The following is a 22,258-nucleotide window of genomic DNA, read 5'->3' on the forward strand; positions in this document are numbered from 1 at the left end:
CATTTCCTTGCTGCTTTACTATATAGTGAGGGAGAAATATGAGAAAGAAAGAAAAAATAGGTGAAGCAGCTCAGGGAGTCGCTTTTGTTTTACCAACAGTTATTATCATGACTATTTTTATGATACTACCTATTCTTTATGCTTTTTATTTATCTTTTAACAAAGTCAGCTTAGTGGGAGAAGTTGAGTATCAGTTTGTTGGCTTAAAAAATTATTTAACAGCATTCAAAGATGAACGAGTTTTAATTGCTTTAAAAAATACACTTAGATACGTAATTATCGTTGTGCCGATTCAAACGATGATTGCTTTAGTATTAGCCTTTGTTTTAAATTCAGGTATCAAATTTCAAAATACCTTTAGAACGTTATTATTTTTACCAACGTTAACTTCTAGTTCAGCATTGACAATGATTTTTATGTTTTTATTCAGTATGAACGGTCCAGTTAATAAGTTATTAATGCAGTTAGGAATTTTAAGTACACCAGTTGGTTTTTTAAATGAAAGTGCCACAGTGATGAATGCCATTATTATTATGAATATTTGGTCAACAGTGCCAATGTTTATGACTATTTATTTAGCAGGTTTACAAGATATTCCAAATACAATGTATGAAGCAGCTGAGATTGATGGAGCAAGTGTTTTCCAACGCTTAACTAAAATCACAATCCCTCAATTAGTACCAGTAACAAACTACATTATAATGATCGGTTTAGCTTCTACATTCCAACTCTTTGATCAAACTTATATTGTTTCAGGAGGATCAGGTGGTCCCAATAATGCAACCTTAACCCTATCCTTAATTATTTATCAGTATGCCTTTAAGACATTTGGAACAATTGGATATGCATCAGCAATCGCTATCCTATTAACAATAGTTATCTTTACAATTTCCTTCATTTTAAGAAAATACACAAATGAAGATGTAACAGGGGAGGGAGCAGTATGATAAAAGAAAAAAAATTCAGAACAATCTCTTATATTGTGTTGGCTTTTTATATTGTACTAACCATCTATCCATTTTTATGGGCGATCTTAGCTGCCTTTAAACCATACAGTGAAATTGTTGGTGGTGGTTTAACACTTATGCCGAAAGAATTTACATTAGATAATTTTAGATATATTTTTACAGAAGACCCACTCTTTCCTTTATGGGTTAGAAACTCTATTATTATTGCTGTTATCGGAACAGTCTTGAATGTTATTTTCAATAGTATGTGTGGTTATGCATTGGCTAGATTGAGTTTTAAAGGAAAAAAATCTCTACTTGTATTAGTGATGATTGCGATTATGGTTCCTGCTCAAATTTTATTAATTCCTAACTATTTGATTATGAAGAGTTTAGGATTATTAGATACTTATAGTGCCCTAATCATTCCTTCAGCTATTAACTTTTCTTATATTTTTATGATGCGTCAGTTCTATTTATCATTTCCAAAAGAAATAGAAGAAGCTGCACAATTAGATGGTTTAAGTAGACTATCTATCTTCTTTAGAATTGTTATGCCAATGTCAAAAGCCTCTCTAGGAACACAAGCTATCTTTGTATTTCTAGGATTTTGGAATGATTTTATGAAACCATTACTTTATATTACAACTCAAGAAAAATACACTCTAACACTAGGGTTACAGTCTTTCCAATCACAACACGCAACTCAGTGGAACTATATTATGGCAGCAGCCGTTGTGACAATAGCTCCGATTATTATCTTGTATATTGTACTGAATAAATACTTTATGCGCTCAGATAAAGTTGGCGGGGACAAATGATATGCTACAACCAACTCTTTATTTAAACGATGAATTAACAACTAATCTAATCGAGTTTGTCTCACTGAAAGAAAATATCCAATATCTTTCAGTGGAAGGAAGAAAGGGACAACGATTAAAGTTAGTTTACTTAGTCCCTATACTGGACTTGCAATTTATGTGGTATCCATCATCTGATGGAGTTGTCTTTTTGAACAATGAGTGGGACAAAGGCGTCACTACTAGGCTAAATCAGTCCCTCCCCCTTATTTGCTTAATGAATCAAAATAACCACTCATTATTTTCTATAGCCGTCAATGAATTAATCAATGAAGTTGAATTAACTGTAGGGGTTCATGAAGAAAGCGCGAGTGCTAAAGTAACCATTGAAACTATTATCCCAAAAGAAAATTATGAGATAAAGCTGTCTATTTTTGACAAAAAAAGACAATGGACAGAGGTTGTTGAAAGGCAAGTTAAATGGTTGTATCAAGAAAGTGATTCGCGACTACCAAGGGTACCTTCTACTAGCTTCGAACCTGTTTTATCTACGTGGTATAGTTTCCATCAACAAGTGACTGCAAGTGAAGTGTTTGAAGAAAGTATCGCTTATAAAAATCTAGGAGCTAAAACCCTAATTTTAGATGATGGATGGCAAACGAGTGATAATAGTAGACGTTATGCTTATGCTGGAGATTGGGAAGTTTCTCTAGATAAATTCCCTGATTTTTCTCAGCATATTAAAAAGGTTCAAGAATTAGATATGAGTTATTTAGTGTGGTTAAGTTTGCCGTATATTGGTGAGAAAAGTCAGAATTGGGAGCTGTTTAAAGAAGATTTACTCTATGTAGATGATTTTCAACGAGCTGGTATTTTAGATATTCGAAAAGAAAAAGTTCAAAATTATCTAGCTGAAACAGTGAAGAAATTTATAGATGCCTATCCTATAAATGGATTGAAAATTGATTTTTTAGAAACGTTCTTTTCAGAGAAAATAGACTCATATGAAATTGGCGAAGGTTTACTAGCTTTCCTTGAAAAGCTCAAACTTATTTTAGAAGATAGGGCGGACTTTTTAATTGAGTATCGTCAAGATTATATTAATCCACTCATGATGCAATATTGTCAGATAGTTCGAAGTAAAGACTGCCCTAATAATTACGTGTTAAATAGAATCAGAACAATAGATTTAAGATTGTCTTGTCCTTTTACAGCAGTTCATTCAGATATGATTATGTGGAACAATGAAGAAAGAATTGAAGATGCAGCACTACATCTTATTAATACTATTTTTTCAGTCCCACAATTATCTATGAGGTATGATGAGCTTTCTAAGGAAGAGATTGAGATGATTATGTTTTGGTTTAGTTTTATTAAGGAACATCAAGATTTATTATTGAAATCAACCTTTGAACCTCTCTATCCACAAGAAGGCTATTCTGTTGTTCGAGTAGGTCAAGAAAATAAAAGTTTAGTAGGAATTTTTGGTGAAGATAAGATCGTTGATAGTACAGAAGAAGTAAGCAAACAACGCCTGTTTGTTAATGGAACTAAGACTGATAAGTTATATATTACTTTACCTAAAGGAACCTATCACTTAGCAGCAAAAACGTGTTTAGGACATGTTTCAACATCAAAAAAAATAATATTATCAGAAACACAACTTTTGGCGTACCATGTACCTAAAAGTGGGGTTTTAATAATCGATACGGAGTGACGAAATGACTAATAATATCCATTATGTTGACCACTGGATAGTTGAGGAGACCAATTTTAGTCCTCAGTGGTTAGCTAAATATGAAGCAATTATGTCTCAAGGAAATGGCTACTTAGGTTTAAGAGCATCAACTGAAGAAGCTTATACAAATGAAACAAGAAATTGGTTCGTAGCAGGAACCTTTAATCAATTCTCTGAAAATGAGGTGACTGAACTACCTAATATACCAGACGTGATTAACATGAAGTTTCTTATTGATGGAGAAGAGCTAGATTTAAATAAAGGAAAAACCTTAGATTACTCTAGGCAAATAAACTATCAAACAGGGGAGTTAACGCGTCAATTTATATGGGAAACAAATCAAGGGAAACAAATTAGGTTTGAGTTTAGAAGAAACGTGTCAAACACAGAGTTACACTTCATTCAACAAGAAGTCAGAGTTACGCCTCTAAGCAGTGAAACAAAAATTGAAGTGACTTCAGGGATCAATGGTCGAGTAAGTAACTCGGGTTCGCAACATTTTATTGAATGGGACAAGCGTAAAAAAGAGGAAGTTCTTCAAATGAACTTACAGACATCAGAGTCTGACGTAAAAGTAACAGTTTCAACGAAACATATTTTTTATTTAAATGATGAAGAACTTGTAGAAAAAAGAGATTTACAAATTTTTAGACGCCAGATTTTTGAGTCATTTTCACAAAAGGTTGATAAAAATCAGACTTTAAAAATAGAAAAAACATCTTCAGTTTTTACGTCACGTGATTTTGATTATGAGATGAATCAATCTGTTGAGGACGTTGCTACAGAAAAGACGAAAGCATTTAATCAATCCTATAAAGAGTTTAATCAATTAACTAGTGAAGAATGGGCAAGAAAGTACCAACAGGCAGAGGTTAACATTGAAAGTAGTGATTTTATGGATCAACTTTTAATGAATTTCTCAAGATATCACTTACTGATTATGACTCATCCTTGTGATAACCGTGTTAATATAGGAGCTAAAGGTTTATCAGGTGAAGGGTATAAAGGTCATACATTCTGGGATACGGAAATCTTTATCTTACCTTACTTCACTTTCTGTTATCCAGAAATAGCCAAAAATCTAGTAGAGTATCGCTATCAAATTTTACCAGGTGCTAGAAAAAAAGCTGCAGGTAATGCTTATCTAGGAGCTCAGATCCCTTGGGAATCAGCTTGGATTGATGATGGGGAAGTAACACCTCTATACGGTGATGTGGATATCGTGACAGGAACTCAAACGAAGATTTTAACTGGTTTAATTGAGGACCATGTTTCAAGTGATGTTGTTTATGGTATTACCCAATACTTAAAAGTAACAGGTGAAAAAGAAAGTGCGATTTATAAACAACTTGTTTTAGAGACAGCACTATTTTGGATAACAAGGGCTGAAAAGAATTCAGCTGGCGCGTATGAAATTAAAGATGTCATTGGACCAGATGAATACAAAGAGCATGTAGATAATAATACATATACAAATACAATGGCTAAATTTAATGTGGATTTAGGAATTAAGCTCCTTGATGGTTTATCAGAAAATGAGTATGAGTCAATGATGCCATATTTAAATCAACAAAGTAAAGAAGCGATGTTAATTCAATTAACAGATTTTTCAGAAAATATTATTATACCTCATGTTAATGAAGAAGGAATTGTGCCTCAAGATGATACATATTTAGAAAAAGATGAGTTAGATATTCAAGGCTATAAAGATCATCCTTTAGTGAATCAAATATTTAAAGAGTATAATTTAGATCAAGTGAACGAAAAACAAGTTAGTAAACAAGCAGATGTTCTTCTTTTAATGACAATCTTTTTTGAGAAGTTTACTCCAGAAGAAATTGTGAAGAACTTTGAGTATTATGAAACAAGAACTGTTCATGATTCGTCATTATCTCTTTCAACACATTCAATATTAGCTAGTTTACTAGGAAATGTTGAGTTAGCGTATGATTTCTTTAAAAAATTGATTACAATAGATTTAGGAAAAAATATGCATTCTTCTGATCAAGGTATTCACTCTGCTTCTATGGGAGGCGTTTGGCAATCAGTTGTTCTAGGATTCGGTGGTCTGAAATACGACATGGTGCATGAGATACTGCACATCCAACCACAATTACCAAAAGAGTGGAATTCGTTAACTTATCAATTCTATTATCAAGGCCATAAGTTAGAGGTTTTTGTCACTCATGATTCGTTTGAAGTTAAAAATGTATCAAGTAGTAGTGAGAATATAGTGTTTTATTATAACGGGATTGAGTATAACTCAGGAGAAAAAATAAAATTATAAGGTGAAAAATAATGGTAAGTATTAAGGATATCTCAAAAAAAACAGGGTATGCAGTAACGACTGTCTCAAGAGCTTTAAATAATCATTCAGATGTGAATGAAAATACGAAAGCGATTATTAAACAAGCAGCTGAGGAAATGGGGTATGTCCCCAATCTAATAGCTAAAAATCTTGTGAGTGGTTCCAGCAAAACAATTGGTTTTATAACCAATAAATTGGATAAAGACAGTCTTCTGGATAACTTTGCAGTTAGAGTTTTTTTAGGAATGTTTGAAGTAGAACATTCTTATGAGATTATCTTAATCCATTATGATTCTAGGTACTTTAGTTCTAAAAGTTTTGACGAAATTATGAGAGAACGTCAACTGGATGGAGCAGTGGTTCAAGGGTTTGATGAAGCAGATATTTTTGTGAAGCAAGCCTTTGAGTCAGAGTACCCTACTATTTTTGTTGATATTGGTTTTGAAAATAAAACAACTAGCTATGTTTCTTCTGATTTATCGAAAGCCTTACAATTAGGAATGGATGTGATTGATAAGTCAGGATTTACTGATGTAAGTATTTTAGTAGGTAAGGAAGCTTCCTTCATCACGAAATCATGGCTAGAGGTCATCAACGCATACAGACAAAAAGAAACTAGAAAAAATATTCAATTACTTGATGGTCATTATTCTGAAGAGTTGGCTTTTCAAGTTGTTGACCAGCAGTTGCAAAAAAATAAACCTTCAGAAGTTTATTTTTGTTTAAGTGATTTAATGGCGATGGGTGTTTATAGGGCGTTAGAGAAGAATCGATTATCTGTTCCTAATGATGTGAGTGTCTTGGGATATGATGATATTATTGTTTCGAGATATCTGACACCAAAACTATCAACTATTGCTCAAAATTGGGAGAAAGTTGGTCAAACATCAGTGACACAACTTATCCGATTAATAGAGAAAAAAGAAGTTAAACCACAATTGTTAGATGTGGAACTAATGATGAGAGAATCTTTTAGAGAGAAGGCATAGGCATGGATTTTTTAATGAGTATGATACTATTTGATAAATCAGCTTTAATAAAAAAAGAAGAGCAGAAAAAAAGGTATTCGTACTTATTTGTTATTGCTTTAATTTTGATTACTTCATTAGTGGTCGTGATTGCTAAAACAGTTGCTTTTAACGAGGATGTTTTAAGAAATAATTTTCAACAGATTGATTCTTTAAAGAAAGATCAAATAGTTTATCAAGATGGTTTAAATAGAGTGAAGATAGAAAAAGCGAGTATCATGTTAAATGGTGATAACTTATTTTCAATCGACAATCTAAAGAATAATGAAGAGGTATTAGATGCTTTAGATGACATGACAGGAGGAGTAATTCAACTGTCTTTTATGTTATTTATTTATCAGTACTTATCCAGTTTTAAATACTTGTTATTATTTTTAATTATCTTAGGGCTACTATCTTTCACGAGTCAAAAACAAATTAAATTAGTAGAAGATGTTAGTTTGCGTTTAACAACGACCTATACAAGCTATATTCTAATGATTCCAATTTTATTATCCTTAGTCATTCGTTTTCTCAATATTCGATTTAGTTTCGCAGTTCTAATACTAACAACGATTTCAATTGTTCTAGAATATTTATTTGTTAATTATTATATGAAAGAAAAAGGGATAGCAGATGAAGAAAAAATGGTGGCATGATTCCGTTGTATATCAAATATATCCACGAAGTTTTAAAGACAGTAACGGCGATGGAATAGGTGATTTAAAAGGAATTACTGAAAAATTAGGTTATTTAAAGCATTTAGGGATTGATGTGATTTGGCTATGTCCAGTTTACGCATCACCTAATAAAGATAATGGTTACGATATTAGTGATTACTATGACATTATGGACTGTTTTGGCACGATGGAAGATTTTGATGAACTATTAGAAAAAGCCCATGAACTAGGAATTAAAATTATTATGGATTTAGTTGTTAACCATGTATCTGATCAACATAAGTGGTTTTTAGAATCTAAAGATAATAAAGATAGTCCTTATCGTGATTATTTTGTATGGCAAGAGGGACCTGTTAATGATTTAGAATCTACTTTTAGTGGTAGCGCTTGGGAAGAGTACCCAAAAGGTTCTAATGATTATTATTTACACTTATTTACCAAAGAACAACCAGATTTAAATTGGAACTCACAAGCAATGCGTGATGAGATATACAGCATGATGAATTTCTGGTTAGACAAAGGGATTGATGGTTTCCGTATGGATGTTATTGATTTAATTGGTAAAGTACCAGAAGAAAAAATTACTGAGAATGGCCCGAGAATGCATGAGTTTATTCAAGAAATGCATGAAAAAACATTAAAAGGTAGAGATGTTCTAACAGTCGGTGAAACATGGGGAGCAACTCCTGAAATTGGTTTAGAATTCTCAGCTGAGCACCGTAAAGAATTATCGATGATTTTCCAATTTGAGCATCTATCTGTTGACCAACAGCCAGGAAAAACAAGATGGGATTTGAAAGATTTAGATTTTAAAGATTTAACAACTGTTCTAACTAAATGGCAGTTAGCTTTTCAAGATGACGGTTGGAATAGTCTGTTTTGGGATAATCATGACACACCTCGTATTGTTTCTCGTTGGGGAAATGATACAGAGTACCGCATAGAAAGTGCGAAGATGTTTGCTATTTTACTTCATATGATGAAAGGTACTCCTTATATTTACCAAGGTGAAGAAATAGGGATGACGAATATTCATGTAGATTCCATTGATCAAGTCGATGATGTACAGAGTAAAAATCTTTACTATGATAGATTAGCAAAAGGCTATAGTCACGAAGAGTTAATGCAAGCTGTTAACGAAAAAGGTCGAGATAACGCTCGAACACCAATGCAGTGGGATGATTCTACATACAGTGGATTTTCGACGAATCAACCGTGGTTACCAGTTAATCCTAATTATCAAGAGATAAATGTGAAGGAATCAATTGAAGATAAAGATTCTATTTTTTCTACTTATCAAAAGTTAATTCAACTAAGAAAGGAAAATGAATTAGTTGTATATGGCAATTTTGAAGAAGTTGAAACAGAGAATTCTGCTGTTTATGCTTATAAGAGAAATTGGCAAGGAAGTACATGGTTAATTGTATGTAACCTATCCTCTAGTTCACAAACAACGACATTACCAGATATTTCAGAAAAGAGAGTTATTATATCAAATTATGAGAAAGTTTCAATCTCCAGTAAAAAGCTAAAACCTTTTGAATCATTTGTTGTAGAAATTTAAAGTATCATAAATAGGTCAAAAAAGACTTTTCAATTGTAAAAAATTGTAAAGTCTTTTTTTTATTGCGCTAGTTTTGAAAATTTAACTGAAATTTACATAAAATTGACTTCTTTTAAACATTGTAAAGCTATACTGGGTGCGGGATTAGTTATTCCAATTAAATGATTTAATCAAAAGAACTCGGAGGAAAATGATGAAAAAACGTAGTCTGTTATTTACATTAGGAATCAGTAGTTTGGTTATGTTAAGTGCTTGTGGAACAGCAGGAGCTGATTCTAAAGGCAAAGAGAAAAAAGCGGCAAGTAAAGATCCTGTAACGATTGAGTATTGGCATGTTAATGCGGACACTCAAGGTGGAAAAACAGTTACTCAGTTAGTTGATGACTATAATCAATCACAAGATAAGGTTAAAGTTGTAGCGAAATTTAATCCAGATATGTACAAAGGCTTAATGCAAAACCTACAAGCGTCAGTTGCCTCAAACACGACTCCTGATGTTGTACAAGTTGGTTGGGCATTTAAGGATTATTTTTCAGAAAATTTTGAGTATACAGATCCTGAAAAATTAGTTAAAGAAGTTAGCCCAGATGAAAGTAATTATTTTAAAGAAAACTTTTTAGATAACATTATGAATTTAGCCAAAAAAGAAGATGGTTATGTAGGGATTCCATATTCTATCAGTAATCCAGTTTTATATTTAAATAAGGACATTTTGAAAGAAGCTGGACTTGATGAGAATGGGCCTAAGACATGGAAAGAAGTACAGCAATTTGCAAAAACCATTAAAGAAAAGTCTGGCAAATATGGATTGTATTTTCAAGAACCAGCTGATAGTTGGGCAATGCAAGCGTTAGTTGAAAGTAATGGCGGAGCTATGATTACAGATGGTAAAGCAACATTTGCATCAAAAGAAGGAGAAGAAGCTTATCAATTATACCAAGATATGGTCGTTAAAGATGAGTCAGCGCTTCATTTACCTTGGGAGCAAGGGATTCAAAGTTTCATTGATGACAATGTAGGAATGGTATTTACAACAATTGCCCAAAGAAATAATATTCAAAGCAATGCTAAATTTGATGTGACAACAGTTAAGGCACCAAGTTGGGAAGGTAAAGAAGTTAAGTTAGCAGCCGGTGGAGCAATGCTTGCAGTTACTTCTAAAGAGAAAGAGAAAAAAGAAGCGACATGGGATTTCTTAAAATATTTATACAGTGTGGAATCAATGGCGGAGTGGACTAAAGGAACAGGATACGTTCCACCTCGTAAAGATGTGGCTGAAGCAGAAAATGGCTTAAAACAATTTTTAGAAGAAAATAAAATGATGGCACCAGCCATTGAACAAATGGCAGACATGGTTAGTTGGACATCTTTCCCAGGTTCATCAGGTTTAGAAGCAGAACAAAAATTATTGGATATGAGAGACAAGATTTTATCAGGTAGTGACACAAATAAAACATTAAAAGAAACACAAAATGAAATTAATGAATTATTGAAGTAGAAAGAATAAGAATGCTTGGGATGAGTATTCCAGCATTCTTTTTTTGGAGGATTTAGATGAGTAAGACAAAGAGTTATCTTGGTTACATTTATTTGATACCTACTTTTTTACTTTTAGGTATCTTCGTTATTTTCCCTCTTTTTTATACAATCTATTTAAGTTTTTTTGAATGGAATATGGTGTCACCTAATAAAAATTTTGTAGGATTAAATAACTATATCACTATTTTCAAAGATCCAACTTTTCATAAAATACTTGGAAATACCTTAGTATATACAGTTTTATTTGTCATTTTAAGTTGTTTATTTCCATATATTATTGCCTTTTTAACTGACGTGGTATTAAAAAAAGGAAAAAATTTTTATAAACCCATTTTTTTCTTACCGGCTGTCATTTCTTTAGTAGTAGTTTCTATGGTATTTACATGGATTTTAAATCCTGTATCAGGACCAATTGCTATTATGCTAAAAAACTTTGGAATAACTATGCCAATGTGGAGTAATTTGAATGGTTGGGTTATTGGAATAATCGCAAGTATTACCGCATGGAAAGTATTTGGTTACAACTTTATTGTGATTTATGCAGCTATTGCTGGAATTGATAGAGAGATTATTTCAGCAGCTAAGCTAGATAATATTCCTTCGTGGAGAATTTTTTTACAAATTGTTCTACCAATGAGTAGCTCAACAGGACTCTATTTATTGGTGATTACAATTGTTCAAGGTTTGCAGTACGTTTTTACACCTATAAAGACTATTACAAAGGGTGGTCCTAATAATGGAAGTGCCAATTTAATTTATTACTCTTATCAAAAAGCTTTTGAGATGTATAAAGTAGGGGAGTCTTCAGCTATATCAGTCATAACACTCCTATTGTTTATCATTATTTTAGTGGTAACTTTCAAAATCTTTGAGAAGGGAGTTTATTATGAAAACTAAAAGAAATTACGGTGTGCATCTCTTTTTTATTGTCATGGTAGCGGGAATTATTTATCCAATGCTATTTATTGGTGGTAATTCATTTAAATCCTTAAAAGAGGCTTACCACACTGTTCTTCATTTGATACCAAAAGATTTTACTATTAGTAACTTTACTTATTTATTTGAAAATTTACCCTTACTTCAAATTACATGGAACACATTTTTTATTGCAACGATTACTACAGTTGTGAAACTAACAATTGCCTTTTTTGCGGCTTATAGTTTTACTTACTACAGAATAAAGGGTCAAAAAATAATGTATTTAGTTGTTATTGGAACTTTGTTTATTCCTTTTACAGTATCTATGATTCCCAATTATTTACTTGTTTCAAAGGTAAATTTAATTGATACATCTTGGGGTGTTATCTTGCCACAATTTGCAGATGCTGCTGGTGTATTTATTTTAACGCAAACAATGAGAGGGATTCCTAAATCATTATTTGAGGTTGCTAAATTAGATAATATTGGAGAAAAAGACACTTTATTTAAAATCGTATTTCCACTAACAAGACATGCAGTAACGTCAACAGGAATTTGGTTTTTTATTACCTCTTGGAATGAATTTGTATGGCCAGTTTTAATTTTAAAATCAACAGAACGTTACACACTACCACTAGCAATGCAGACTTATATCAGCTCAGAAGGTGGTACTAATTTTACAGTAGCAATGGCAATTAGTTTAATAACCATGTTGATACCATTACTATTATATAGTGCTTTCCAGCGCTATATTATTGGGACTTTTGTATCGGCAGGGATTAAATAGGAGAAATCAATGGGAAAAGAAATTAATTTAATAAAAGCTTCTAAAAAATACGGGGATACACTTATCTTAAAAGAGATTGATTTACACATTCAAGCAGGAGAACGATTAGTTTTATTAGGGCCATCAGGTTCTGGTAAATCAACATTATTGAGAATGATAGCTGGACTTGAGGAAATTACAACAGGCGATATTTTTTTAGACAATGAATTAGCCAATCATAAAGAATGTGGGGAACGTGATATGGCAATGGTTTTTCAAAACTATGCGTTATACCCACATATGAGTGTCTCTGATAATATTGCTTTTGCTTTAAAAGCTAATAAAGTAAAGAGTGAGGAAATTGAGAAGCGTTTAGTAGATGCCTTAGATATGCTTGCCTTAACACCTTTTAAAGACCGATTACCTAAAGACTTATCTGGTGGACAAAGACAAAGAACAGCTTTAGCTAGAGCTATAGTCAAACGATCAGATTATTTTTTATTAGATGAACCCTTATCTAATCTAGATGTTCGCTTGAGACAAGAAGCGCGAATGGAGTTAGTTCGTATTCATAATAAATACAACCAAACTTTTGTTTATGTGACACATGATCAGATAGAGGCTATGACCTTAGCACATCGCATTGTTTTACTAAATGAAGGTGAAATTCAAATGATTGCTACTCCTTTAAATGTTTATTTGAGACCAACTAATCTATTTACAGCAACCTTTATTGGTTCACCAGGAATGAATATTTTAACAGGTGATTTTCGAAGAAATCATTATTTAATTGGTGGACAGTCTATCCCTCTAAACTATGAGTGGGAAGCTTACTTAAAAGAGCAAGCTGATGAACTTGTTTTGGGCATTCGACCAGAGAATATTCACTTATCTAAAATCGAGGGAGATGTTCGAGGTGTTATAGAATATAAAGAATTAATGGGGCAACACTACGCTCTAACTATCTCTGTTTCAGGTGAGGAGATAATTGTTTTAAGTGACTTAGGAAAATGGCATGTAGGAGATACAGTTTATTTAGATTTTCCAACTGAAAAATTACACTTTTTCTCAAAAGAAACAACTCAAAATTTAGGCTATCCATTTGAATTAAAAGAAGGAGAAATGACTGATGAAATTTTTACATTTATCTGATACTCATGTTCGTGTTGACTATAAAGGAAATGCTTTAATGAATGAATTATTTAACGCTGAAAATAATCCAGTAGACCGTTTAAAGCAATTACTTGAAGATATCAAGGAAGAGGAAATTGATTTTGCTTTTGTGACCGGTGATTTAGTTCATGAAGGCGAGAAAGAAGACTATGAATTATTTAAACAATTATGGGAAGATATCGTACCAGAAATTCCTTATTATTTCTGTCGAGGCAACCATGATAGACGACAAATTTTCTTTGAGGCAATGAACGTTACAGGCAATGAAAGGCAGGAGTACATTTCTTGTCAGGAATTTAAAGGACTGCGTATCATTACTCTAGATTCTGCTCAAGATGATCATCATGAAGGTAAAATATCTGAGTTGCAAATGGAACAACTGAGAGATTACTTAGCAGAGCCATCGGAAAAAGGAACTCTATTACTACAACATCACCCACTTGTTTGGGAAGAGGAAGGTATTTCAACAGAAGTACCTGATGGATTTAAAGAAATCATTAGAAATAGTGATATTATGGGGATTTTTGTTGGCCATATTCATCAAGGAACAACAGCTTCTTATGCTGGGAAAACGCAGTATATGGCGGAAGCTATGTCTTTTGGAACAGAGGAGTATCCTGATGAATCTATTTTTGTTGACCGTACAGGCTATACAATTTTTTCAATCATTGAAGATGGCTTAATTGGTTATCAAAAATATTTAACACCTAAACAAACTGTCATTGGTTCATTGAAGAAACCATTTGAAGGTAATTTTTAATAATAGAAAAGGCTGACATTTTTGTCAGCCTTTTCTATTATTTAATTCTTTCATGAATTCAATGGTTTCTTTAGCTATTGCTTCTGATTGTGTGTGATGTAAGTAGTGGTCACCTTTTAGTTGAACCATTTCACCTGTTTTAACTTGGGCTAATTGTTTTTCATGCTCTGATACCCAGTCATCACGGCTGTCATTTAAAGCTACGAATAAAAGAGTTGGTAAATCTTCTGGTAAAGTCATCTCTTTAGTCGCTTCAAAATTTTCAAGTAATAAATCTAGCTCTGCATTTTGAGTTGGGTTATCCATATTTTTTAGAGTTACCATTCTCATTTGATCCACGTTTGGATTGTCTTTTGTTACACCTAACCCTTTAACTGGATTGGCATCAATCACTAAACGTATAATACCTGATTTTTTAAGTAAGTTAAACCAGCTCATGTTAATCATTTCCATTTTTTGAGTTGGCACACTTGTATCAACTCCTAAAAAGGCAGCGACTTTTTCATCAGGGTAGCGATTCACATAATTGACTGTGTAAAGGCCAGCAACAGAATGCCCACCTAAAACATAATTTTCAACATCTAGCTGTTGAATAACTTCATGCATTTCTTCTACAATGTTATCAATTGTACGCTCTCTCTTAGTTGGTGTACTTAATCCGTAACCAAAAGGCTCAACAATGATAACTTCAAAATCATCTTCTAATTTAGTTGTTAGTGGTAGAAAATCATAGTGAGGTGAGGCTGTCCCAAATCCTGGGAAAAGAATAATACTTTGTTTGCCTTCACCACTACCAGAGCGAACAACATTGATTTTGCCGTCAAAAACATCTAGCTGTTCTCCGTAAGCTTCTATTTTTTTAGCTTCGCTTTTAAGACGAATCTGATTATTTAAATAAGTTCCGCCTAGGAATAAAAAAATAACTAGTAGTAAACCTAATAGGATATTTCGGCTAATTTTTAGTGCTTTCTTCATCTTATAGTTCCTCAGTTCTTTCGATTATTTTTTGCTGAATACTTGCTATAACACTTTCATCTAATACATTGACACCTATTTTTTCTAAAATGTATTGAGATGTTTCTAGTTTTTGATAGAAATTTGCTATGTCACTATCAAAAAGGGTTGTACTATACCAAGTTGTTAGAAGAAACAGAACGACTTCAGCTATAAGTTGTGGGTGTGGGACACTAATCGAGCCATCTTGATTACCTTCTTCTATAAACTCACTCATTACCGGAATAAAAACAGCTTGTGTTAACTTAAGGTATTTCAACGAAAGTACAGGTTCTTTGATTAATTCAGGAGAAAAACCTAAATATTTTTGAACCTCTTCGTGAAACATCCCTTGTAAAAAGAGCTTTTGAATTTTTTCTAAGCCATTTAAGCTATTATCTTCTCGAACGGATTCAATAATTTCTTCACTTGGCATAAAATGTCTCATTAATTCATCTAAAATAGCTTCTTTTGATTTAAAATGGTGATAGATAGCTCCTTTAGATAGGCCGTCTAATTCCTCAACAATGTCTTGAATAGAAGTTTGTTTATATCCTTTGGCGTTAAAAAGTTGTCCCGCAGCAAAAAGAATCTCTTCTTTTGTCTGCTCAGCATCATATCGTTGTTTCATTTCTAGTTCCCCTTCCTTTTTAGTGAAACATTCTTTAGTATGTTTCATAATATAACGGATAAAAATTATTCTGTCAAAAGAAATGTTTTTAAAGAAGAAGTAGATTGATTTAAAACTAAAGTAGGAGTAAAAATAAAGACTTCTGATGTTTTTATTATTTACCTAAACTCTATAAGATAGAGGTAGATAATAAATGAAAAGGAATGAAGATAGAGATGAAAAAATTTATTTTAGGAATGATTACATTAGGTTTATTAGCTGTAGGGACACCAATTGTAGGTTCTATGGTTATTAAAGATAGTAAGCAAACAAGTGATAATGATTTAGCGCAAGTATTTGACCGCTTTAATATATTAATTAAAGAAGAACCTTCATACGTTGTGACAGACAGTTCAAAAGCTGTTAAACAAAATCCGGGAGGTTATATGTATCATCAAGAAGTCATCAGTGAAAGTGGAAAAGCTTATGATATTTCTTATTATGCAGGTCATGAGTTAAAAGAAGGTGCTATTTTAAAACTTGATACTAAAGGAAGATATGTAGAAACATGGGAAGAAGTTTCAAAAGAAAATGTCCCACAAAAAGTATTGGATAAATTGAATATATAAAAAAAGCTGTGAGACGCGTGTCTCACAGCTTTTTAATTGATAATATGTTAAAAAACAACTACAGGAACTCCAACATCAATCATACTAAATAGTTTTGTCATGACAGAAGGTGGTGTGTTGATACATCCGTGAGATCCAACTGTTAAGTGAGAATCTCCACCATAAGAACCCTCAGCTTGCCAAGGTGAATCGTGAATTCCAACACCAGTCCAATCAATTGGCATCCAGTAATCTACAGGACTTGCATAGTCTTCACCTTTTAGAATTGCGTTACGTTCTTTATTCCAAACATAGAAGACACCAGGAGGCGTAGGTGTTTTAGGTTTTCCTGTAATAACAGGAGTTTCTAAAGCAACGACACCATCTTTGTAGTACCACATATGTTGGTTAACTAAATCAACTTCAATATAACTATTGCCAATTAGTGGTGAGCCAGGTGTGCCACTTCCTTGAAAAGCAGGAACACGACCAGTGAAATCTTCACCTGCTAAAATAGCAGCAATTAATTGTTCAGTTTCAGTATCAGTTGCAATCGTCCAACTTAAAGCACCAGCAGGAACAGAAACTTCTCCACGCTTAGTACTGTTAAATTTAGATGGATTAGTACTTGTGTTATAAGTTGCGCCAAGTTCAGCTACGTATTCTCTGACTGCGTCATATTTTAAACCAAGTTCTCCATCATCAAAAGTAACCCAAGTAGCGATTTTTTCTTTAGGAATAACTACATTTTGGCCATTAATTGAGTATGAAGCGTTAATATCAGCAATCTTATTAATTCGATCCATCTCTTTTTCAATCGTACCATCTGTAGCTAAAATAGTTGGCTTAGTTACATATTTTGTTAACTCAATGTTTGGTTCGCCACCAGTCATACTTGCTTTAGCAGCAGCAACCAATTCTTTTGTATCAATAGTATTCCCTTGAACCTCAGGAATAATTTGGAATTTACCATCCTTTAAGCCTACAGAGGCATTAGCAGAAGGCGTGCGATCTTTGTTTAAAGCATCAACATCTTTTTTCAGTTCAACTAATTTTTTCTCAACAGCTTTTTCATCAGCACCTTTAGTAGCAATTGCTACATTTTCTGGAGCTTTAAAATAAGGCATAAACCAAGCCCAAGAGTTATGGTTAGCCATAACTTTATTAACTGTTTCTTCAACGTTATATTCCATTCCAAGTTCGGCCTTTGGAATGCTTTTCCATTCTTTTCCATCAAGCATCACATGGAATACTTGATCATCGGCTGTTTTTTCAAGTTTTGCAATTGCCTCTTTTGTTGTTAGTCCGCTAACATCTGTTTTCCCAATCATTGTTTTATTCAGAAATTTATCTTGAAAATGAATGGCTTGGTAACAGTAGACAATCACTAGGATTAATAAAATTACCAGGGGAATTAGTAGCCATCGTTTCTTGCTCATAAATGAACTCCTTTGTACAATTTTTTTTGTAACAATATTGTAACATAAAAGGCAATAAATACAAGAATATCTGCTCATATGTTCTGAAAGAATCGAATAGTATCAGTAAAATCAGACATTTTTTGTTATTTAGACTGAAAAGTGAAATACTTTTAAAAGTGGTATTGTTTTTCATTTTAGTACATCTTATGATGATTTCAGGTAATCATTGATCAATATTATCCTAGAATAACAACCAAAGGAGCGTTATATATGATAATAGAAAAAATTCAGAATCAACCTTTTTATTATTTGAGAAGGGTGGGTGCTTTTGGTGTGGAAAACTATCAATTAATGGCTAAATTAAAAGAGATTGTAGAAAATCAAAATATAATGGATAGTCAGACTGTTATTTACGGTATTCCTCAAGTGAAAGAAACAATAGATAAGGCTATTTACGATGTAGGGTTTATAACGAATAAACAAGTGGAATCAGAAGAATTACAGCAAGGGGAGCTACTTGCCGGAGATTATGCCATCATTGAAACTAGTCACACAGAAAAAGCTGTGGCAGAACTTTGGCAAAAGTTAACAACAGCAGTATTTTATGAAGAACAAGGCATCCATTATGATGAATCTCGTTTTATTATGGAAAGATACAGAAAAGAATTAGTAGAAAATGGACGTTGTGAATTTTGTGTACCAGTGAAATAAAATTAGCTTAAGAGTATCTTAATTATTTCTTCACAAAAAAGGAATAGTTGGTTATATGTTTCTTCTTATTTGGTGATTATTATATATGTATACCAACAAAACAACCCTAACAAACTTTTTCATTTTATTTACTCCTCCAAAGTAGATAAAACCAACTCCTTTTTAAACCGCTGGCTACGAGCTAGTGGTTTTTTTGTTATCAGATCAGGCTTCCTTCATATAAATAAATGAAGATGAATCTGGTGTATAAATTTTTTCGTCTATTTTTGTAAAACCATTTTTTTCATAAAAGTGATGGTTTCTTAAAGAAAAATCTGGAGTTTCCAATTGCCAAGTTCCAGAATATTCTTTTTCGATTAATTGCCACGCAGAGCTACCAATATTTTTTCCGATAAAATGTGGATCTAAACAAAAATAGTTTATTACATTGGGAGTTCCGAGAGTGAAAACTAAAATGCCACAAGCATGATTTTGATTTAATATAATTAATTTTAAGAAGTTAGTGTCCTTAATAATATTAGTCGCTAAAATGCCGTTATCATAACCAGGAGGCCCCATTTTTATGCCATCTCCAAAAGCTAGTTCGCTATCAGAATTAAACGAATCAATTAATAATTGTTTTAAAAAGTTAGTATCAGCTGGATTAAATTCTCTAAAAGAAATAGTCACTTTTATTTCACCTCATTTATTTGTTAATAAGAACAGGGTGGCAAAAGTCATTTTTCTATGAGTAGACTTTTTATTCCCTGACTAGTAAAGAAGTTTTTGAAAAAATAAAAAGGGGCTAACATTTGAGTCAGCCGCCTATAATTAATATGAATTAACGTCTACTAAATCTCGTTCTAGGTATGAAAGTCTGCTCATCAACAGAGAGACCATCTTCTGTTAGCGTACTTTTCAGTACCAAATGTGTATCATCTTCAAAATCTCTAACCATCACAGTATTTTCGAGTATTAGTTCTACTTCACCTGCGATTTGCTCATCGTGAACTGTGGGATAATCAATAACTGAACCTATCTTAATCAACGTTTTAGACATATTAAAACCGTCCCTTCTACCTCTATTATAACATATTTAAGACTTTTTATCTATTAATTGTATGTTTAATGAGTTTAATAGGACGTGAATTAAAATAAAAAGATTATTGTTTTCGTTAAATAGAATTACTTTTACAACTTATTCATTTTCTTATATTCATTATCAGCAACTTGTTTGATTTCTGTCAGTTGATTTTTATTTTTTTCTAGAAATTTATTGGCTTCAGTTATAATCTCTGGGCTGGCAAAAGAAGTGACAGGAACATCAATTGGAAGAGGACCACCTTTTTCTAAAACTTTCATGTTACTATCTAGCTGAACTAAAGGTTGTTCCATAAAATTCTTAAAAGGAACATAAACCAAGAAAGTTTCTTCATTAACATAGATAGTGTTTATTATTTCCTCAGTTTCCTCATTCTTAGTGATATGTGCGGCCATAATAATTGGCTTTTTCTTAAATTTTAAATAATCATTTCTGAATTTAGATTGATAAGATTCTTTGGAAATCACGAGATGAACATTTCCTTCCTGTTTTTCATAAATCGAGGTTTCTTTAGGGCCGTTTATTCCATCGGGATAGTCGTGAACCATAGTAGTAGTTTCCCAGTAACGAGTTAAATATTTTTCCTTTGACCAAATACCTGATAGCCAAATTAAATTAATAATAGTAAAAATAAGAATGAGAGATGTTCCAATATAAATGATATTTCTATACCTTCTTTTTTTCTTCGCATCCTCAATAACTTTTTCTTCCATAACTACATCCTCCTTCAATAGTTGATCTAAAGAAATATTGTAGTAATTACTTAATTTGATTAACATTTCAATATCAGGATAACTTCTTTCATTTTCCCAATTAGAAATAGTTTGCCTTGAAACATGTAATCTATTAGCGATACTTTCTTGTGTTTCATTAGCATCATTTCTTAATTTTTTTAAACGTTCACCAAATTTCATAATTAAAACCTTCTTTCTTTAGTCTCACTATAAGAGAACGTCTTTTATTATACTAGACAAGTTATTGGGAGTGGGAGGAAAGCATTATTTTTCCGATGCTCAGATTCTTGGCATACTGATATATCAGCTTTTTAACTCTTTTTTTATTAAATTAGTTTCCTTCTTTTTAAAACTTATTTTTATTTTTTCTAGTAAATAGAATGAGGTTAAGCACATAAAAATAGTAAAAATAAATCGAAGTAAACCATAAAAATTATTATCAAGAGATAAAAAGTAAAAGACAAATGGAAATAATTCTATAAAAACAGGATGTAGAAAAAAGAATAAGACGCTTATTTGTTTTAATTTGGTGCAGTTGAATTGTCTAAAAATATGAGTTGTTATGGACCAATAAAATAAAGAGCCTGTAAAAGGAATTAGCATGAGATAAAAATTTTTATCATCACCTTGATTATAAAAAATAAAGAGTGCTTCAATCGCAAATAAGAGCGTTGAGGTACTTAATAAAAGTTTTGGATTTCTTTTTTGAATCAAATGATAAAATTGAAACAAAAAGAGTCCTAAAAAAATATAAACTGGTGAAAAAAAGAGCCCATTTCGAGTAGTAAAAAAATAGGATTTATAATATTGATAAAAAGAATTTAAAAAAGTATCTTTGATAATACTCGAATAAGTTTCTAGAGAACCCAAAAAATAGAGAGCAAAACAAATCAAAAATGTACCTAGATAGCCGAGATATTTAATTAATTTATTAGTCAGTAAACTGCCAAATAAAAGAGCGGGAATGTACCATAAATGATAACAGATTCCTGTATAGAGTAGGGCAACAGGTATGGCGATTGGAATAAATAAATGTGGGAGGTCCATTTTATAAAAATAGGTCATACCGTAAGGGATAAAAAGTAGGGACCAAAGTAAATAAATTTTGATAGTTTTGGTTATATAGTTGTTCCAATAATTAGGATTAACCTCTGCTTTTAGCGTGATAAAAAAAGCTGATGACATAAAAAAGTAGGGCACAGCCATTCTACTAAAAAAGCTTTTTTGGACAAAATGTAGAATGTCATTATTAAAAATTCTCGCACAATGTAGAGCAATAACGAGAATTGAAAATATAAATTGTAGAAAACTGACCATGTTGTAGTTGATAGTTAATTGTTTAGGATTTTCCATTTAGCTCACCTCTTGCTGCTATTATTTGCAGAAGAGTAGAAATAAGCCTAGCGAGTGTTTGTGGAACTGAAAAAATAAGCTGACACGAATTGTATCGCCTTGGTAATACTAGGTTTACATAGTTAAAAACTAAAAAAATAAAAAATCTTCTTTTTAGGCGTTTTTTTTCTTTTCACTAATTTTTCTAAGTGGTAGACAATATTTATTGTGCTATGTTCGGAAATAAACCCTATTTTGGGAGTAATATTTAACATCCATGAGTTGATTTTAGTCATTTATGAAAAATAAAAGTTTAAATTCTCTTTTTGAGTATCATAGAAGTATAATAATATTGAATAGAGAGTCATCACTCTTCAGGTGGTAAATAGTCTTTATTCATTTATAAAAGGATAGAGAGTAGCTCTAGTATTATTTTTATTAGTAGATATGATAAAAATTGAGATATTATTTTCAGTAGTTAAATCCGATCCCCTAAATCCCACAATATTTAATGAGTCCTTAAACTACTGATAAAAAATAAATCTCAGCTGACACCCTATTAATAAAG

21 protein-coding genes are annotated in these 22,258 nt (G+C 32.1%); 14 read left to right on the forward strand and 7 right to left on the reverse strand.

Going from position 1 to position 22,258, the window contains the following annotated elements:
• Positions 1-38: 38 nt before the first annotated feature.
• From DFR54_RS12155 to DFR54_RS12210, 12 genes are all read left to right on the forward strand, one after another.
• Positions 39-947 carry a carbohydrate ABC transporter permease gene (locus tag DFR54_RS12155; RefSeq protein WP_114290435.1) on the forward strand — a complete coding sequence of 303 codons (909 nt, stop codon included), beginning with the start codon at positions 39-41 and terminating at the stop codon, positions 945-947.
• Positions 944-1,768: a carbohydrate ABC transporter permease gene (locus DFR54_RS12160; protein ID WP_114290436.1), complete on the forward strand. Its 825-nt coding sequence runs from the start codon at positions 944-946 to the stop codon at positions 1,766-1,768. The genes DFR54_RS12155 and DFR54_RS12160 overlap by 4 nt, the downstream gene beginning before the upstream one ends.
• Position 1,769: 1 nt before the next feature.
• Positions 1,770-3,464 (forward strand): glycoside hydrolase family 36 protein, encoded by a 1,695-nt coding sequence (locus DFR54_RS12165; RefSeq protein ID WP_114290437.1) that lies wholly within the window; start codon positions 1,770-1,772, stop codon positions 3,462-3,464.
• Positions 3,465-3,468: 4 nt separating this feature from the next.
• Positions 3,469-5,772, forward strand: coding sequence for a glycoside hydrolase family 65 protein (locus DFR54_RS12170; RefSeq protein WP_114290438.1), 2,304 nt, complete (start codon positions 3,469-3,471; stop codon positions 5,770-5,772).
• 11 nt (positions 5,773-5,783) lie between these two features.
• Positions 5,784-6,782 (forward strand): LacI family DNA-binding transcriptional regulator, encoded by a 999-nt coding sequence (locus tag DFR54_RS12175; RefSeq protein ID WP_114290439.1) that lies wholly within the window; start codon positions 5,784-5,786, stop codon positions 6,780-6,782.
• Between the two features lie 2 nt (positions 6,783-6,784).
• Positions 6,785-7,459 (forward strand): hypothetical protein, encoded by a 675-nt coding sequence (locus DFR54_RS12180; RefSeq protein WP_114290440.1) that lies wholly within the window; start codon positions 6,785-6,787, stop codon positions 7,457-7,459.
• Positions 7,437-9,044 carry a glycoside hydrolase family 13 protein gene (locus DFR54_RS12185; RefSeq protein WP_114290441.1) on the forward strand — a complete coding sequence of 536 codons (1,608 nt, stop codon included), beginning with the start codon at positions 7,437-7,439 and terminating at the stop codon, positions 9,042-9,044. The genes DFR54_RS12180 and DFR54_RS12185 overlap by 23 nt, the downstream gene beginning before the upstream one ends.
• A gap of 193 nt (positions 9,045-9,237) precedes the next feature.
• The gene (locus DFR54_RS12190) at positions 9,238-10,542 is read left to right on the forward strand and encodes an ABC transporter substrate-binding protein (RefSeq protein WP_114290442.1); all 1,305 of its coding nucleotides are present in this window, start codon (positions 9,238-9,240) and stop codon (positions 10,540-10,542) included.
• Positions 10,543-10,598: 56 nt separating this feature from the next.
• On the forward strand, positions 10,599-11,480 hold the full coding sequence (locus DFR54_RS12195; RefSeq protein ID WP_114290443.1) for a carbohydrate ABC transporter permease: 882 nt from the start codon (positions 10,599-10,601) through the stop codon (positions 11,478-11,480).
• Entirely contained in the window at positions 11,470-12,288 is an 819-nt protein-coding gene (locus DFR54_RS12200; protein ID WP_114290444.1) for a carbohydrate ABC transporter permease, read from the forward strand. The genes DFR54_RS12195 and DFR54_RS12200 overlap by 11 nt, the downstream gene beginning before the upstream one ends.
• 9 nt (positions 12,289-12,297) lie before the next feature.
• The gene (locus DFR54_RS12205; RefSeq protein WP_114290445.1) at positions 12,298-13,419 is read left to right on the forward strand and encodes an ABC transporter ATP-binding protein; all 1,122 of its coding nucleotides are present in this window, start codon (positions 12,298-12,300) and stop codon (positions 13,417-13,419) included.
• The gene (locus tag DFR54_RS12210) at positions 13,397-14,200 is read left to right on the forward strand and encodes a metallophosphoesterase family protein (protein WP_114290446.1); all 804 of its coding nucleotides are present in this window, start codon (positions 13,397-13,399) and stop codon (positions 14,198-14,200) included. The genes DFR54_RS12205 and DFR54_RS12210 overlap by 23 nt, the downstream gene beginning before the upstream one ends.
• Before the next feature lie 24 nt (positions 14,201-14,224).
• Here the strand turns inward: DFR54_RS12210 and DFR54_RS12215 are convergent, their stop codons facing one another.
• Positions 14,225-15,175 carry an alpha/beta fold hydrolase gene (locus DFR54_RS12215; protein ID WP_114290447.1) on the reverse strand — a complete coding sequence of 317 codons (951 nt, stop codon included), beginning with the start codon at positions 15,173-15,175 and terminating at the stop codon, positions 14,225-14,227.
• Position 15,176: 1 nt separating this feature from the next.
• Complete coding sequence (locus tag DFR54_RS12220) at positions 15,177-15,824, reverse strand: TetR/AcrR family transcriptional regulator (RefSeq protein ID WP_170126966.1); 648 nt, start codon at positions 15,822-15,824, stop codon at positions 15,177-15,179.
• A gap of 215 nt (positions 15,825-16,039) precedes the next feature.
• Here DFR54_RS12220 and DFR54_RS12225 point away from each other — a divergent pair, with 215 nt between their 5' ends.
• Positions 16,040-16,432, forward strand: coding sequence for a YxeA family protein (locus DFR54_RS12225; protein WP_167800344.1), 393 nt, complete (start codon positions 16,040-16,042; stop codon positions 16,430-16,432).
• A gap of 47 nt (positions 16,433-16,479) precedes the next feature.
• On the opposite strand, the gene DFR54_RS12230 is transcribed toward DFR54_RS12225, so the two are convergent.
• Positions 16,480-17,850: a L,D-transpeptidase family protein gene (locus tag DFR54_RS12230; RefSeq protein ID WP_086340673.1), complete on the reverse strand. Its 1,371-nt coding sequence runs from the start codon at positions 17,848-17,850 to the stop codon at positions 16,480-16,482.
• 252 nt (positions 17,851-18,102) lie between these two features.
• Here DFR54_RS12230 and DFR54_RS12235 point away from each other — a divergent pair, with 252 nt between their 5' ends.
• Complete coding sequence (locus DFR54_RS12235; protein WP_114290450.1) at positions 18,103-18,543, forward strand: GyrI-like domain-containing protein; 441 nt, start codon at positions 18,103-18,105, stop codon at positions 18,541-18,543.
• A 204-nt stretch (positions 18,544-18,747) separates the two neighbouring features.
• Here DFR54_RS12235 and DFR54_RS12240 read toward each other — a convergent pair whose 3' ends face one another.
• The 4 genes from DFR54_RS12240 to DFR54_RS12255 form a co-directional block, all read right to left on the reverse strand.
• Complete coding sequence (locus tag DFR54_RS12240; protein WP_114290451.1) at positions 18,748-19,212, reverse strand: GNAT family N-acetyltransferase; 465 nt, start codon at positions 19,210-19,212, stop codon at positions 18,748-18,750.
• Between the two features lie 151 nt (positions 19,213-19,363).
• Positions 19,364-19,582, reverse strand: coding sequence for a hypothetical protein (locus tag DFR54_RS12245; protein ID WP_086340670.1), 219 nt, complete (start codon positions 19,580-19,582; stop codon positions 19,364-19,366).
• A gap of 131 nt (positions 19,583-19,713) precedes the next feature.
• Positions 19,714-20,538 carry a helix-turn-helix domain-containing protein gene (locus DFR54_RS12250; RefSeq protein WP_114290452.1) on the reverse strand — a complete coding sequence of 275 codons (825 nt, stop codon included), beginning with the start codon at positions 20,536-20,538 and terminating at the stop codon, positions 19,714-19,716.
• Between the two features lie 123 nt (positions 20,539-20,661).
• The gene (locus tag DFR54_RS12255) at positions 20,662-21,711 is read right to left on the reverse strand and encodes an acyltransferase family protein (RefSeq protein ID WP_114290453.1); all 1,050 of its coding nucleotides are present in this window, start codon (positions 21,709-21,711) and stop codon (positions 20,662-20,664) included.
• Positions 21,712-22,258 lie beyond the last annotated feature (547 nt).

Source organism: Vagococcus fluvialis, assembly GCF_003337315.1.
GTDB lineage: Bacteria > Bacillota > Bacilli > Lactobacillales > Vagococcaceae > Vagococcus > Vagococcus fluvialis.